We start from the raw sequence: 15,056 nt of genomic DNA on the forward strand, positions 1-15,056 counted from the left end.
AGCGCACCGACGATTCGTTGCGCTCGCCTGTGTTTCTACTTATGGCTCACGAATACCGCCGCGTTGTCGTTACCGGAATGGGGGCAGTGACCCCGATCGGCAACGATCTTGCTTCCTACTGGGATGGCCTGCGCAATGGCCGCTCGGGCGGAGCGACGATCACCCGGTTCGACGCATCCGATTACGACACCAAATTCGCCTGCGAAGTCAAGAACTTCGATCCCGTCGAGTACGTCGATCGCAAGCTCGCTCAGCGGATGGATCTCTTTACGCAATTTGGCATGGCGTCGAGTGTGCAGGCGATCGCCGACTCCGGAGTCGATATGGAGAAGGTCGATCGCGACCGCTTCGGCGTCATCTTCGGCTCGGGCATCGGCGGGATGTGGGCGTATCAGAAGCAGCAGCAGACGGTATTCGATACCGGCGGACCGCACCGAATTTCGCCGTTCTTCATACCGATGATCATTTCGGATATTTGCGCCGGGTATATTTCGATGCGGTTCGGCCTCAAAGGACCCAACTACGCAACGACGAGCGCCTGCGCGACGAGCAACCACTCGATCATCGACGCCGTGATGTACATCCAGCGAGGGCTGGCCGACATGATGGTTGCCGGAGGCACCGAAGCGGGCATCTGCCCGATGGGTGTCGGCGGTTTCAATGCAATGAAGGCGCTTTCGACGCGCAATGATTCGCCCGAGACGGCGAGCCGTCCGTTCGACCTTACGCGCGACGGGTTCGTCTGCGGCGAGGGATCGGGCAGCCTCATTCTCGAAGATCTTGAACATGCGATGAACCGTGGCGCACGCATCTATGCCGAAGTCGCAGGCTTTGGAGCAACGGCAGACGCGCATCACATCACTGCACCGGCGCCGGGCGGGGAGGGAGCCGTTCGTGCCATGAAAATGGCCCTGCATACCTCGGGCATGTCTCCGAAGGATTTTGATTATGTCAATGTCCACGGTACGTCGACGCCGCTTGGCGATATTGCCGAGACCGAAGCGATCAAAACGACATTCGGCGATCATGCGTACAAGCTTGCCGTCAACTCGACAAAGTCGATGACGGGCCATTTGCTTGGGGCGGCCGGTGCCGTAGAAGCCATTGCAAGCGTTCTGGCCATCCACCACCAGATCGCGCCGCCGACGATCAACCTGCAGACTCCCGATCCGCAGTGCGATCTCGATTACATCCCCAATACTGCCCGTCCGATGGAGATTCGCGCTGCGATGAGCAACGGATTCGGATTCGGCGGTCATAATGCCACGATCGCGCTGAAACGGTTTGAGCAGTAATCTAACGTTCTTTCGGCATTTCGGGGGAGACGAACCGGTGAGTACTCCAGCAGCCGACGGCAGTAGTATCAGTCTTCTTGGCAAGCTCAGGAAGCGCATCGAATATTATCGCGAACTCGGCGCGAAGCGCCGAGTTCGCCGTGGCGTCGAACCTCCGGGCATTACGCCCAGACGCAGCGACCAAGTCTATGTCGCGCCGCCGCCCGAAGTCGCGGGCGTTGCACGAGGGAATCTCTCCGGCGCGGACTTCGAGGAATTAGAGCGTCGCATCGGCCATGTGATCAAGTACCGCTTGTACTTCATGCAGGCACTCACGCACCGCTCCTACTTGCAGTTCGTTCAACAGCCGGATATGCAATCGAACGAGCGTCTTGAATTCCTCGGCGATGCCGTACTCGATCTGGTCATCGGTGAATATCTCTACCGAGAGTTTCAGAATCTTCCCGAAGGTGAACTCACGAAACTGCGGTCGCGGTTAGTGAGCGGCACTGCATTGGCTAAGCATGCCAATGACATCGGTCTCGAAAAATTCATCCTGCTTTCTACCTCCGCACGCCATTCGCTCGATCGGGGCTCGCAGACGCTGCTTGCCGATGCATACGAGGCGATTATTGCGGCGATCTACCTCGATGGCGGGATGGATGCTGCCCGTGATTTTATCTATCGGCAGATCATCACGCATACGCGCCGCGACGAGCTGATGCTCAGCGATACGAATTATAAGTCGATGCTCCTTGAGTTCGCCCAGTCGCAGAAACTCGGCGTGCCGCGTTATGTGACGGTCGGGGAAGAAGGCCCGAACCACGCACGGGTCTTCTCGGTAGAGGTGCTCGTCGGCGGGATGGTTCGCGGCGCCGGACGCGGGCACTCGAAGAAAGAAGCAGAGCAGGAGGCCGCATTACGCGCACTCGAAGAGTTTGGCGTGCTCACACCGGGTACGACGGATCAAACACCGATGGTCTGACCGAATGAAGAAGTCTTGGTTGAAGTATGTAGTCGCAACGGTCCTCACCGTGGGCGCATTGTTTCTGGCATTTCGAGGGCAGGATTTCGGAGCGCTGCTACAAGTAGCGAGCCATGCAAGCATCCCTGCGCTGCTTGGCATCGTCGTCTTTCAGCTCATCGCACACTACGTTAGGGCATGGAGGTGGCAATATTTACTTCGCCCACTCAAAGGGAAGGTATCTTCGTACAACTCTTTCAAAGCAGTTGTTGCGGGGTACGGGCTCAATAATGTAATTCCGCGCGCTGGCGAACTGGTGCGCCCGGCAATGATCGCTCGCTCCGAGCGTGTCCCGTTCGCCGGAGCACTCGCCACAATCGTCATCGAACGCATTCTCGACGTCATTGCGCTCGGCAGTATTCTCACGCTCACGCTCTTCGTCTATCGCTCCGAATTCGAACGCGAGTTTCCTGATCTCGCTAGCGCAACAATGCCGCTGATCGCCATTGTCGCGGTCGCTCTGGTAGTGTTCGTTGTGGTAGTAGTGAATCGGCGGGTGGGTGACTTCGTGTTGCGCCTGATCGACCGATTGCTTCCGGCAAAGATCGCCGGCGTACTCAGTCGGGCATTCAAGACGTTCACGACCGGCTTGCACGGGCTATCGAAAGAAACCATCTTCCCGATCATCGTCGGGACAGTTGGTGTCTGGCTGTTCTATCTCATTTCAACATTCTCCGGCATCTTCGTCTTTCCGGGGAGTGGCATCGAAAGCATTGGCATTACGGGTGCACTTGCGTTGCTTGCGCTCACCGGCGTATCGATCACGATCCCAGCGCCTGGCGGCACAGGAACATACCACTACTTCATCAGCCGTGGCCTCGCAGGCTTCTTCAACACGCCGATGCCCGTCGCCATCGCCTTCGCGACCATCACACATGCCGTGAATTACTTGGCCATCACACTCCTCGGTCTGTTTTATATGGTTCGCGCCGGGGTGTCGCTTCGTGCACCTCAGACTGACTAGCGGACACAGGCACTTCGGAACAGAGCACTGGACTTCAGCAATTGCAGTCGAGGGCCGGATGCAGAAAGGGGATTGAAGTAGGTCTTCAACCCCCCCCCCCCTCAGAACTCTCTCTCTAGGTGTGAATTACGGTCCTACGCGCTGCCAGGCACCAGCCGCAACAACGAACGTTGCTGTTGCGCCTGGATTTATTACTGTTCCAGTTGTTGCGCCTGCGTCCCCATTATAGATGTAGAGGATGCGCCCATTATCTCCAGACCCAACAGTGGGCATTGTAACAGCGTTGGCTAGGGTTAAGCCATCGTCTGCAATCCCGATTACCGACGAAGTTGTCGGAATCGTGATCGTTGCGCCGGCCGTGACCGTGGCATATGAAAGTGTCGTAATCCCCGCCGTCACGTCAATACCACCGCTGGTTTTGACGAGACCAGAGGTATTGACTACGGTTACGCTTCCGTTACCGAGCTGGATCTTGTTGCTTGCATCCACGACCGAATTCGCGCCGATCGCGGTCGCATTACTGAGGCTGCTTGTACTGGCATCAGAATGATCACCCAAGAAGGTGTTGTTAGATCCAGTGGTATTAGTCTGCCCTGCAACAGTACCAATTGCGGCGTTGTTGGACCCCGTGGTGTTGTTCAAGAGAGCGCTGTACCCACTTGCGGTGTTGTTATGACCTGTGTTATCGTAGTAGAGCGCTTCCTCGCCGTCGGCAGTATTGTTATCTCCGGTGGTAAAGTTGAGCGAGTAAGTACCGGTAGCAGTATTATAACTTCCCGTACTGCTATAAAGCGCCTGATTGCCGCTGGCAGTATTGTTTACTCCAACCAAATTAGAATAGAGTGTATTGTGACCGATAGCCGTGTTACCGCCTCCTGTGAGATTGCTGTAGAGCGCGCTCTCACCGCACCCTGTGTTCCCTGAACCATAGGTATTGTTGTGGAGCACTGCGGACCCGTAAGCCGTATTGTAGTCAGCATCGGCATTATAAAGTGCCTCCCAGCCGCTGGCCGTATTGCTGTGCCCGGAGGTGTTGCTGTAGAGCGCGGAGTACCCGTTGCTTGTATTGTCGTACCCCGTCGTATTATTCCCGAGTGCTGTCACGCCACTCGCGGTGTTGCTTTCCCCGGTCGTATTGTTATACATCGCATAGGCACCGCTTGCAGTATTGTCGTGCCCTGTCGTGTTGTTCTGGAGCGAGGATGCCCCTGCGGCGGTGTTGTTGTAACCGGTCGTATTGGCGTGTAATGCATGTCCGCCGTTTGCGGTGTTATAGCTTCCGCTGGAGTTAGTGAAGAGTGAGTAGGCTCCGGTCGCCGTATTCTCGTACCCGAACGTTTCGCTCCATAGAGCCATACATCCAGTTGCGGTATTTGCTAGCCCCGTCGTGTTACTATGTAACGACTGGAAACCAGTGGCGGTGTTGTCGCCCCCAACGGTATTGCTGAATAGAGCGCTCGATCCTAGCGCGGTGTTCTGCTCCCCGGTGGTGTTACTATAAAGTGCTGAATCTCCGAACGCACTGCTCTGCGATACATTGCTATTAAAGAGTGCGTATGCTCCCACGGCCGTGCTGAGAGTGGCTGTCGTATTCGCTTGAAGGGCCGCAGTTCCTACGGCAGTGTTGTTCATGCCGTATGTGTTATTGTAAAGCGCAGCGACACCGATACCTGCATTAAAATGCCCCTTGTTCTCATGAAGTGCATCCGCTCCATCGGCAGTGTTGTACGTCCCAGTATCACTGTTTGCCATGGCCCCCCAGCCGGACGCAGTATTGCCGACACCGGTGATATTCATTTCTAGCGCGCAAGCTCCTATCCCCGTATTTTTTGCTGATGCTACTGTTTTCCACAGCGCCCAAAAGCCAACGGCTGTGTTTTCCCACCCTTTAGTATTTGCTTCAAGTGCACCGGAACCACACGCTGTATTGCGTGCTCCCTCCGGTTCATACTCACCATCGACCAACGTATAGGTACCACCGGTATTTGCATGCAGGGCGTTGAAGCCGATGCCTGTATTATCGAAGCCGCTATCGTCTACTGACAGAACACCCGACCCGCAGGCTGTATTCTGCACGGAAAAGACGTCGGTACCATGACCGGTGCTTCCACCACCGGTGAGCTTCTGGAGGGACCCAAAGCCGGTCGCAGTGTTATTGTCTCCTATTGTATTGCTGGTGAGGGCATGAAAACCGCTTGCGACGTTGCCCATACCGGTAGTGTTCGCTGCCAATGCGCCGGACCCAAGGGCAGTATTACCAGTTCCGGTGCTACTGCTTGTGAGAGCGTGGAATCCCACAGCAGCGTTATCCGAGCCGACAGTGTTAGCTGAAAGTGAGCCGGATCCAATCGCGGTGTTGCTGCTCCCGATCGTGTTGTTGGTGAGCGCCTGAAACCCACTGGCTGTATTGTCTGATCCTATTGTGTTTGCGCCAAGCGCCCCAGCGCCAGATGCGGTGTTTTCACTACCCGAAGTATTCGCATTCAGCGCGAGGTTTCCGACTCCGGTGTTATTGGTACCTGTCATCGACAGATTGCCGGCGTCATTCGCCGCAAAGAAGTTTGTGACTCCGCCAAAACTGTGGATAAACGTATGGTTGGTGTTGGTTTGAAAGATTACACCTAATCCCGAAGCGGCAGATGTTGGCAGAATGATACCACTTGTTATGCCGCCGACCGGAGCGCCAATTAATATCATCTGCGTCACGCCGAATGCGACCATATTGACGTTAGCAGGGTTTGTGTTGTCAGACCCCAAAAGGCCCGCGCCGTAGCCGGCGGCAGTGTTTGCTCCGGTTACCCAACTCACTCCTCCGCCCTGTGGGGTTGCATTCCCAATACCCGCATAGGAGTTTAGCGAGAGCGTGTTCGTGGCTTCATCGTAGTTGAAGGCCGTATGCTCGCCGTTAACAAGGTTCAACGTTGACCCTTGTGCTGTGATCGGCTTTCCGTTGACGTTGATCGCACCCACATAGTTGAAGTCGACCTTGTCCTTGGTCACCGATCGATCGGCAACCGAGACGGCGTATGGCGATCCGGAGAGTCTTGTAAGAGGCTTCATTACTTCTCCGCCGTCGATCTGGACACCGATCCAGAGCGGCTTCGAGAAATCCAGCTCGTTCGGTAACGGATATGCACCGCTGCCAAGCAGGACGGTAAAAACACCTCCAGTCAGTTCGTGGCGGTAGGTGCCGCTCCAGACGGGCACGGTTCCACTCGCATCGGAGTACAGTGTGGTTGTGATCCGATGCTCGCCCGTAAGTGGGGTTCCCGTGCCTGTCGTCACGGAACCCTGATACGAGAGCACCCTCGGATTCACTTCTTGCTGAGCACGAATCAAAGTGGATTGAGTTGCTATCAACAGCACTGCAAGTAGGCTCAACGCCAAACGGCGGAACGGCCTTGCATGGAACAAGGAATAGAGTCCTGATTTCATTGTGGTATGTCTTCTAGTTGAATAAGTTATCACTGGCAGCCCAATGGGTTAAGAAGGCAACTAATGAAAGAAGATGCAAGTAGCTTCTTTCCCACTTGACCACTATGTCGAGTACACGTACTTCAGGAATTGAAGTGGAGGTGTATTTCACTTCCAATATACAAAACTTTCGGCGAAGCTCCAAAATAATATCCTTGCCGCGCATTGAGGACGATGCCGAGCCTCGAGAACAGTGTGGGTTGGGGGGGGGGGCAACATCTCGTCTGACACAATCTGGTTTGCCTCGTCAATTCCGTAACGCTACCTATTGTCTCAGGGTGACCAACCTCGATGTCCGGACCGTGCCTGCGGTTGTGCAAATTGGCGTGTACACTCCGTTCGGGATGTCCGAGACGTCGGCATGTACTATGGCCGTTCCTTGCCCACCATCCGAATTCGGCGAGCCTGTGTTGAAAGATTTCAGGCCGATGCCGAGATCGTTTACGATCGAGATGTCAACCCGGTCGTGCGCAGCAGTCGGCATTCGTATCTGCACGGCCCGGTTGGAGGGTTCGGAATCAGCGAAAGGTCGTCCGCGACGGCCCGACCGATGGCTTCGACCGCATCTGTTCCATACACCTTACATTCAAGGCTCCAGACCAGATATTTCCCGTCAATGGTATGGAATATGAGGGAATGCGGAAGCTTTCCCACAACATGCGGAGTGAATAAGTACCTGATCACCAGCGAGTCGCCATCTGCGATGGTAATCGGTGCCTTCGAGAGTTCGGTAAACTCGAACTCCGAGAAATCGCCCACCGTATAGATGGAGTCGATGGTCTCTCCGCCGCAGGAGCGAACTTCTACATTTTCATTTACACCATGGTGCTGCGGAGTCGTGGCAATCGCAATCGGAAAGCCACCATTCATTTCGTCGTGCAGCGTATCGGTACGAATTTGTTGGTTGAGATCATAAATCGAAGAGCCGCAACCAAAGTCAATTGTGGTCGAGGTCCAGCCGTACAACCCAATCTCAGGTCTGACAATAGCGTGGCAGAGAACAATCGCAGTTCTGGCGTATGCTCCGTAGTACCCTACGATGCGAAGCGTATCCAAGCCGATATGTTTGGGAGAATAAACTGGGCCTGAACATTGGCCCGCCATTTCCTAAATTAATGGTTCTAATCGTTACGATGTATTGAAAAGCGGATGTGTCGCATTCGTACCGGATCGAATCGACACGGAAGCCGACATCATTTGGGTATAATACATTGGCAATGCCAAAGGTAATTCCTATTTCGTACTGGAGAATGCCATTGCAAAAACAAACCGGTTGCCCAGGATTGTCATAAGGGGTAATATCGAGTTCTCATGGGGACCGACAGATCCCTTGCCCAACGAAGGCGAGCGACAGGAGGGCGTAGAATAGGATGATCGTTCGCTTCACAGTGGTCTCTTTCAAATGAAATGTGATATATGACCTGTACATGCGTAGTCGGGCCGATATTCTCATGCCTCGCAATAGAGTAACCCTTTTTTCAGGCAAAGTTGTACGGGAGAGAGCCGACACGAATGAGTAAAGCCGACGTACATGACAACGGTCCGAAAAATAGAAACGGGCGGCACAAGGCCGCCCGTTTTTCGAATCGTCTAATTGATCCTGAGTGCTATTCGCACGGCTTCACGACGCGCACCGCGATGCGGCGGTTCTGGTGGCGTGCAGCCTCGACCATCTTCGCCGTTACCCTCTTGCTCAGCTTCGGCTCCGGAATAACCGGGCGGCTCGAACCGTACCCGATCGTCCGTGTGATATGATAGGGGTTCACGCCCTGATCGATGAGCCATTTCTTGACCGCAGCAGCTCGCATATCCGAGAGCTCCTGGTTGCGTTTTGCTTCGCCTTCGCTTGACGCATGGCCTTCGATTTCGACCTGAATGCTGTCGCATTGTTCGACAAGCGCTTTGATCTTGTTAAGTGTCTCGAGCGTACCGCCGCCACTCATATCGAAGTTATCGGTATTGACGATGAAGAGAATACCAGGGAAGTTGGTCACCGTATTCACCGGTGCCTTCGGCGGGCAGCCGTCGGGTGCAACACCGGCAAGCAACGGGCACTTATCGACGCCGTCTTTGAATCCGTCGCCGTCGGAATCCGGATTGAGCGGGTTCGTCTTGGTACGGGTGACTTCGTCGAAGTCGCTGAGTCCGTCATTATCGGTATCTTTCTTCGTCGGGTCGGTCTTGTACGTCTTGACCTCGTCGCCGTCGCTCAATCCGTCACCGTCGGAATCACGTTTTATCGGGTCGGTGTGATAGACCTTCACTTCGTCTCCGTCATTCAGGCCATCGGCATCCGAGTCGGCCTTGAGCGGGTCGGTGTGGTAGGTGCTGATCTCCTCGCTGTCGGTGAGCCCATCACCGTCGGTGTCGATCTTTAACGGATCGGTATGGTAGGTATTGATCTCGTCGGCATCCGAGAGACCGTCGCCATCGGTATCGGTCCTCTTCGGGTCGGTATGATATTGGTTGACTTCGTCACCATCGCTGAGGCCGTCGCCATCGGTGTCTGCTTTGAGCGGGTCAGTGAAGTACTTGTTGACTTCGTCACCGTCCTTGAGGCCGTCTTTATCAGTATCGGGATTCATCGGATCGGTATGGTACTGATTGAGCTCCTGGCCATCCGACAATCCGTCATCATCCGAATCCGCTTTTGCGGGATCGGTATGATACTTCGTGACTTCGTCGCCATCGCTGAGGCCGTCGCCGTCGCTATCCATCTTGATCGGAGAGGTTGAGTATTTCTTTACCTCATCACCATCGCTGAGACCGTCACCGTCCGTATCCGCTTTTGCCGGATCGGTCTTGTAGGTATTAACCTCTTCGCCATCCTTCAGGCCGTCACCATCGGTATCGGCATTGAGCGGATCGGTATTATACACCTTGATTTCTTGTCCGTCGGAGAGGCCGTCGCCATCGGTGTCGGCATTGAGCGGGTCGGTTTTGTATTTATAAATCTCGTCGTAATCCGAAATCCCATCGCCATCGGTATCGGCCTTGGTCGGATCGGTGTGATATTTTTTCACCTCTTCGCCATCCGGGATGCCATCGCCATCGGTATCCGGATTATTCGGATCGGTGTGATAGATTTCTTTTTCGGCCTTATCGGTCAACCCGTCTTTATCGACATCCTGGTCGCCATAGATATAATAGCTAAATCCGACGCCGAACGTGAGGAAGACGTCCGAAGAAGTAGATGGCGACTTCAGGTCGGGAAGCTGGTAACCGGGGTTGTGCAGCTTCTTGTCGAACTCATCATACGCCGCTTGCGAATAGTCGTCAAGATAATCGGTATTCGGAATATGCATGAGTCCCTTGCCGTTGAAGACGAGATCCTCGTTGACATAGAGTTCGTAACCGAGGCCAAACACCCAGCCGATCGTATTCTTCGAGTATCCGACTGCCGTCTGATAGGGAAGTGCACGGTCCTGGTCCAAATTGCGGGCCTCAAAGTTGAAGATCTCGATACCTCCGATCACATAGGGGACGAATCGCTGCAAGGGAAAGAAATTAATACTCGGCATGATCTGAAAGCCGCCATGCCGTATTTTGTTTTTCTCTTCGCGATTAATATCGGATCCCGTCCCGGTGCCGGGGATGAGATAGACTTTTGAGGTGGACGGCCCGAAATAATCCTGATAGCTCGGGTTCTGGAGCACGTCGTCATTGAGCTTCATTCGCATCTGGCCGCCATTATACGCCACATGCAGAGATAGCCAATCCAGGATATTATACCGCAAAAAGAGATCGCCGGACATCCAAAACTGGTTGTCGCGGAAATTTCCATAGAGTTTGTTCGCCTCATAATCAAAACCGAACGAGACTCGTCCGGCGGTGCTTTGCGCGTTCGTGCGGGCTGTCGAGATCGTCAGTCCGGCAACGATTGCCAGCAGGGTGGTCAGGATACGCTGTTTCATACGTGCAAATAGAATGTGAAAGCGTCTGGGATGTCGTTGGTGCAAAAATACCACCATTTTCCCCAATGTGTATATCTTATAATAAAATCACGGATTAGAGGCGCGATTTGTGACATCCATTTATTGGCTAAGCGCAGAATGCATTTCTCGCATAGCATATATAGAAGAGGGCGGCCCATCAACCGCCCTCTTCTATTCGAGACTCCCCGCTACTTGCAGGGTTGAACGACGCGTATTGCGATCCTTCTGTTCTGTGCTCGTGCTTTCTCTAGCATCTGCTTCGATACATTCTTGTGTCCTTTCGGCTCGGGAATAATAGGCTTCGACGAACCGAATCCTTCGATTCCGGCAATGCGCGTCGAGTCGACTCCCTGATCGGTCAGCCATTTGCGTACGCTTTCTGCGCGTGCTTCGGAGAGGACTTTATTACGGTCTTCTTTTCCTTCGCTCGAAGCATGTCCTTCGATTACTACTTTGATGTCGGGACATTGGTTAACGAGCTCGCGGATCTTATAGAGATTCTCGAGTGTCGCCGGCTGCGAGAGGTCGAAGTGGTCGGTGTTGACGATAAAGAGTATGCCAGGGAAGTTGGTGACCGTATTTGCCGCTTGTTTCGGCGGGCAGCCGTCCGGAGCCACGCCGGGTGTTAGCGGACATTTATCGACGCCATCGTTGAATCCGTCGCCGTCGGTATCCGGCTTCAGTGGGTCTGTTTTGGTCTTATTGATCTCATCATAGTCACTGAGCCCGTCACCGTCGGTGTCTGCTCGTGTGGGATCGGTACGGTATTCAATAATCTCGTCGCGGTCCGAGAGTCCGTCATCGTCTGTGTCCATCTTTGCCGGATTCGTATGATATTTCAATACTTCATCGCCGTCGCCTAACCCATCGCCATCGCTGTCGGTCTTCGTCGGATCCGTCCCATAGCGATGAACTTCGTCGCCGTCATTCAGACCGTCACCGTCGGTATCGACTTTCAGAGGATCGGTCTTGAATTTGTTGATCTCGTCGCCATCCGGTAGCAGATCGCCATCGGTGTCCGGTTTGAGTGCATTGGTATGATAGACCTTCACCTCCTGGCCATCGGTCAACCCGTCATCGTCGGTATCTGCGGTCGTAGGGTTGGTGTGGTAGCGCATTAGTTCGTCGGAGTCCGACAAGCCGTCGCCATCGGTGTCTGCTTTTGTGGGGTCGGTATGATAGGTAAAGACCTCATCGCCGTCACTGAGCCCATCGCCGTCTGTGTCCGGGTTATAGGGATCGGTATGATATACCTCGCGTTCGGCACGGTCGCTGAGGCCATCTTTATCGGCATCGAGACTTCCGGCGATATAATAGCTAAAGCCGACACCGAAGGTCAAGAACACATCTTGTGTGGTCGAGGGAGTCCGAGGAGGATTTGCCTTGTACGATCCGCCCGATGTGAGTTGCTTATGGAATTCGTCGTAGGCTTCTTGCGAGAAGTCGTCGAGATAATCCGTATTCGTGAAGTGGACCAGCCCTTTGCCGCTGAATACTAAATTCTCACTAATATAGAGTTCGTAGCCGATCCCAACGACTTCGCCGAAGGTATTACGCGAATAATCGACGGCGGCAAGGTAGGGAAGCGCTTTGTCCTGATCGAGATTTCGAGGCTCGAAGTTCAGCGCCTCGATGCCACCGATGACGTATGGGACGAAGGTCTCTGTGGGGAAGAGGTTCGTGCTGAGCATCAGTTGAAATCCGCTATGGCGGATTTTACTATATGTTTCGCGCGCGATCTCGGAATTCGTGGTTGTTCCGGGAATCGGATAGTAGGCCGCTCCTTTTTGTCCGAAATAGTCGGCGTATGTGTTTAGGTTGTCGTCGTTAACCCGCATTCGCAACTGGCCGGCATTATAGGCGGCATGCAGCGAAAGCCAATCGAGGATATTCCACCGGAAGAAGAGATCACCGGACATCCAGAACTGATTATCGCGGAAATTTCCGTAGAGTTTGTTCGCTTCGTAGTCCAGACCGAATGCGACGCGCCCTGCTGCGCTCTGCGCAAATGTTGCTGTGGGAAAGCTCGAGACTGCAACCAATACCGCCAAACAAACAATGACCCGTTTCATAGTCGGTAGGTATAGATATAACTCGAATGTGTGGAGAAATCGGGTGGGCTGTAATGTCGTGGGGAACCTCCTGACGATCACAGTATGCTCGGGAGGATAACAATAAATGTGCCAGCAGCAAAAGCGTAAAGCTTGTGGAATACGAATGTTAATCGGCACGTACGGGCCGCAGATGGAGGTGAATTGTATTTAACGGCGTAACAAGACTGAGCACCCGTCAGTCCCTCTTTAACGATTTGCGAAATCGAGATGCGTGTTACAACACCCCCATCCATTCTCGTAGAGGAATCGACGCATGATTGTAACTGCAAAATTCTCGATTTTTTGCAGTCGCGGTATCATCGGCTCGTATTTTTGCATATACGAATATGCTGACAGAACAAGATATTTCCGAGCTTCGGGCGCTCAAATCGCGCTACGAAAAACCACAGGCGATTCTGCTGCCCGTCCTATGGCGCATTCAAGAGCGCAACGGCTGGATCGACGATGCGGGGATGAATCTCGCCGCCGAACTTGCCGAATGCACGAAGGCGCACGTTCTCGGCGTCGTGAGCTTCTACACGATGTTCTTCGAGAAGCCGATGGGCCGCCACCATATTCAGGTGTGCACGAATGTAAGCTGCATGCTTCGCGGCGGGAACGCGGTGTACGAGAAGGTGAAGGACTGCCTGCACATCGGCCACATGGAACGAACGCCCGACGGCGTGTTCTCACTTGAGGAAGTCGAGTGTATGGGGGCTTGCGGCGGCGCACCGATGATTGCTGTCGGCGATACCTTCTTCGAGAAGATATCAGCGGACGATGCTGTCTCGATCATCGAAACGATCCGCACGAGCGGGAATGTCCCCGCACCGAAGCGTTTTGCGCAGTTACCTGATCTCACCCGGGAAGCAATTTAATACGAGCGTACGATGTCAGATACTCAACGATTGATCCTGCCGAATATCCCAAACCTGCACGAGATTGACGTGTATGTCAAGAATGGCGGGTATGGCGACTCGATGCGCAAAGCATTCTCGATGACACCGGACGCGGTGACAGACGAGGTAAAGCGTTCCGGCCTGCGTGGCCGCGGTGGCGCTGCATTCCCGACCGGCCTGAAATGGACCTTTATGCCGAAGGGGCCCGATAAAAAACGGTTTCTGCTGATCAACGGTGACGAATCGGAGCCGGGTTCGTTCAAGGACCGACAGATCTTCGAGTTCAATCCGCACCAGATGATCGAAGGCATGCTGCTTGCAGCATACGCAATGCAGGTGCGCCATGCATATGTCTATATCCGTGGCGAATACGGCCATTGGATCAAGATGGTTCAGAAGGCTGTAGACGATGCTTATGCTCGTGGCTTCATCGGGCCAAAGATGCTCGAGACGTTCAAACCGACGGGTGAGGGTGTTCCGTATTCCGTGGATATCACAGTGCACAAGGGGGCGGGTGCGTATATCGTCGGCGAAGAGTCTGCGCTCATGAACTCGCTCGAAGGTCAGCGCGGCTACCCACGCGTGAAGCCGCCGTTCCCGGCAAACTTCGGCCTGTGGGGCAATCCGACGACCATCAACAATGTAGAAACAATCGCGAATATCCCGGCCATCATCAGGATCGGCGCCGAAGCATATTCCCAGATCGGCGAGGCAAAACACCCGGGGACGCTGCTGCTCGGAGTGAGCGGGCATGTCAACCGTCCGGGCATTTACGAAGTACCCAGTGGTACGCTCCTCACCGATATGATCTATAAGTATGCGCAAGGCGTACCGAATGACAAAAAAATTAAGATGGTGATCCCCGGCGGTTCGTCGATGCCGCCGCTTCGTGGCGATCAACTCGAAGGTGTAAAGATGGATGCCGAAAGCCTGAAGGCTGTCGGTTCGTCGATCGGGACCGGTGGCATCATGGTTATGGACGAGGACACCGACATCCCGAGCGTGCTACAGCGTATCTCGAAATTTTATCACCACGAATCCTGCGGACAGTGTACACCCTGCCGCGAAGGAACGGGCTGGCTTGAAAAGATCCTCAAACGAGTCAACGCAGGCCAAGCATCGCAGGCGGATATTCAGTTACTCGAAGATGTCGCCAAGAACATCGAGGGTCGAACCATCTGCGCACTTGGCGAGGCTGCCGCCTGGCCGGTGAAGTTTACGGTACAGCGCTTCCCCGAAGAGTTCGCAAAGAAGGTAAGTGCTACGCGCGAACATCTCGCACCCAACAAAGTACATTCGCTCCGTCAGGGCGGACTCGAACCGGTACAGATCAACGTGCCGCTGATCGAGCGTAACTGAGATTCGGGTTTAAGACCCCTTCGATACAGCCCAC

At 54.2% G+C, this 15,056-nt stretch carries 9 protein-coding genes; 5 read left to right on the plus strand and 4 right to left on the minus strand.

Features of this window, described 5'->3' with window-relative positions:
- Nucleotides 1-41: 41 nt before the first annotated feature.
- From fabF to JSS75_05080, 3 genes are read left to right on the plus strand one after another with little or no spacing between them, the layout of a single operon-like run.
- On the plus strand, nucleotides 42-1,295 hold the full coding sequence (gene fabF, locus JSS75_05070; GenBank protein ID MBS1903056.1) for a beta-ketoacyl-ACP synthase II: 1,254 nt from the start codon (nucleotides 42-44) through the stop codon (nucleotides 1,293-1,295).
- 37 nt (nucleotides 1,296-1,332) lie between these two features.
- On the plus strand, nucleotides 1,333-2,259 hold the full coding sequence (gene rnc / locus JSS75_05075; protein MBS1903057.1) for a ribonuclease III: 927 nt from the start codon (nucleotides 1,333-1,335) through the stop codon (nucleotides 2,257-2,259).
- A 4-nt stretch (nucleotides 2,260-2,263) separates the two neighbouring features.
- Nucleotides 2,264-3,262 (plus strand): flippase-like domain-containing protein, encoded by a 999-nt coding sequence (locus JSS75_05080; GenBank protein ID MBS1903058.1) that lies wholly within the window; start codon nucleotides 2,264-2,266, stop codon nucleotides 3,260-3,262.
- 126 nt (nucleotides 3,263-3,388) lie between these two features.
- On the opposite strand, the gene JSS75_05085 is transcribed toward JSS75_05080, so the two are convergent.
- From JSS75_05085 to JSS75_05100, 4 genes are all read right to left on the minus strand, one after another.
- Nucleotides 3,389-6,601 (minus strand): hypothetical protein, encoded by a 3,213-nt coding sequence (locus tag JSS75_05085; protein ID MBS1903059.1) that lies wholly within the window; start codon nucleotides 6,599-6,601, stop codon nucleotides 3,389-3,391.
- A 576-nt stretch (nucleotides 6,602-7,177) separates the two neighbouring features.
- The gene (locus tag JSS75_05090) at nucleotides 7,178-7,792 is read right to left on the minus strand and encodes a hypothetical protein (GenBank protein MBS1903060.1); all 615 of its coding nucleotides are present in this window, start codon (nucleotides 7,790-7,792) and stop codon (nucleotides 7,178-7,180) included.
- Nucleotides 7,793-8,343: 551 nt separating this feature from the next.
- A complete protein-coding gene (locus tag JSS75_05095) occupies nucleotides 8,344-10,650 on the minus strand; it encodes an OmpA family protein (protein ID MBS1903061.1) in 2,307 nt (768 codons plus the stop codon).
- Nucleotides 10,651-10,859: 209 nt separating this feature from the next.
- A complete protein-coding gene (locus JSS75_05100; GenBank protein ID MBS1903062.1) occupies nucleotides 10,860-12,743 on the minus strand; it encodes an OmpA family protein in 1,884 nt (627 codons plus the stop codon).
- A 368-nt stretch (nucleotides 12,744-13,111) separates the two neighbouring features.
- Between JSS75_05100 and nuoE the strand changes: the two genes are divergently transcribed.
- A complete protein-coding gene (nuoE, locus tag JSS75_05105) occupies nucleotides 13,112-13,642 on the plus strand; it encodes an NADH-quinone oxidoreductase subunit NuoE (GenBank protein ID MBS1903063.1) in 531 nt (176 codons plus the stop codon).
- Between the two features lie 12 nt (nucleotides 13,643-13,654).
- Nucleotides 13,655-15,022 carry an NADH-quinone oxidoreductase subunit NuoF gene (nuoF, locus tag JSS75_05110; protein ID MBS1903064.1) on the plus strand — a complete coding sequence of 456 codons (1,368 nt, stop codon included), beginning with the start codon at nucleotides 13,655-13,657 and terminating at the stop codon, nucleotides 15,020-15,022.
- Nucleotides 15,023-15,056 lie beyond the last annotated feature (34 nt).

Source organism: Bacteroidota bacterium, from assembly GCA_018266755.1.
Taxonomy (GTDB): Bacteria; Bacteroidota; Ignavibacteria; order Palsa-1295; family Palsa-1295; genus JAFDZW01.

What these genes read in the sequence shown, in the direction of transcription:
- nuoF (MBS1903064.1), top strand. Translation starts at nt 13,655, where the DNA reads ATGTCAGATACTCAACGATTGATCCTGCCGAATATCCCAAACCTGCAC.
- JSS75_05095 (MBS1903061.1), bottom strand. Translation starts at nt 10,650, where the DNA reads ATGAAACAGCGTATCCTGACCACCCTGCTGGCAATCGTTGCCGGACTG.
- fabF (MBS1903056.1), top strand. Translation starts at nt 42, where the DNA reads ATGGCTCACGAATACCGCCGCGTTGTCGTTACCGGAATGGGGGCAGTG.
- nuoE (MBS1903063.1), top strand. Translation starts at nt 13,112, where the DNA reads ATGCTGACAGAACAAGATATTTCCGAGCTTCGGGCGCTCAAATCGCGC.
- JSS75_05080 (MBS1903058.1), top strand. Translation starts at nt 2,264, where the DNA reads ATGAAGAAGTCTTGGTTGAAGTATGTAGTCGCAACGGTCCTCACCGTG.
- JSS75_05100 (MBS1903062.1), bottom strand. Translation starts at nt 12,743, where the DNA reads ATGAAACGGGTCATTGTTTGTTTGGCGGTATTGGTTGCAGTCTCGAGC.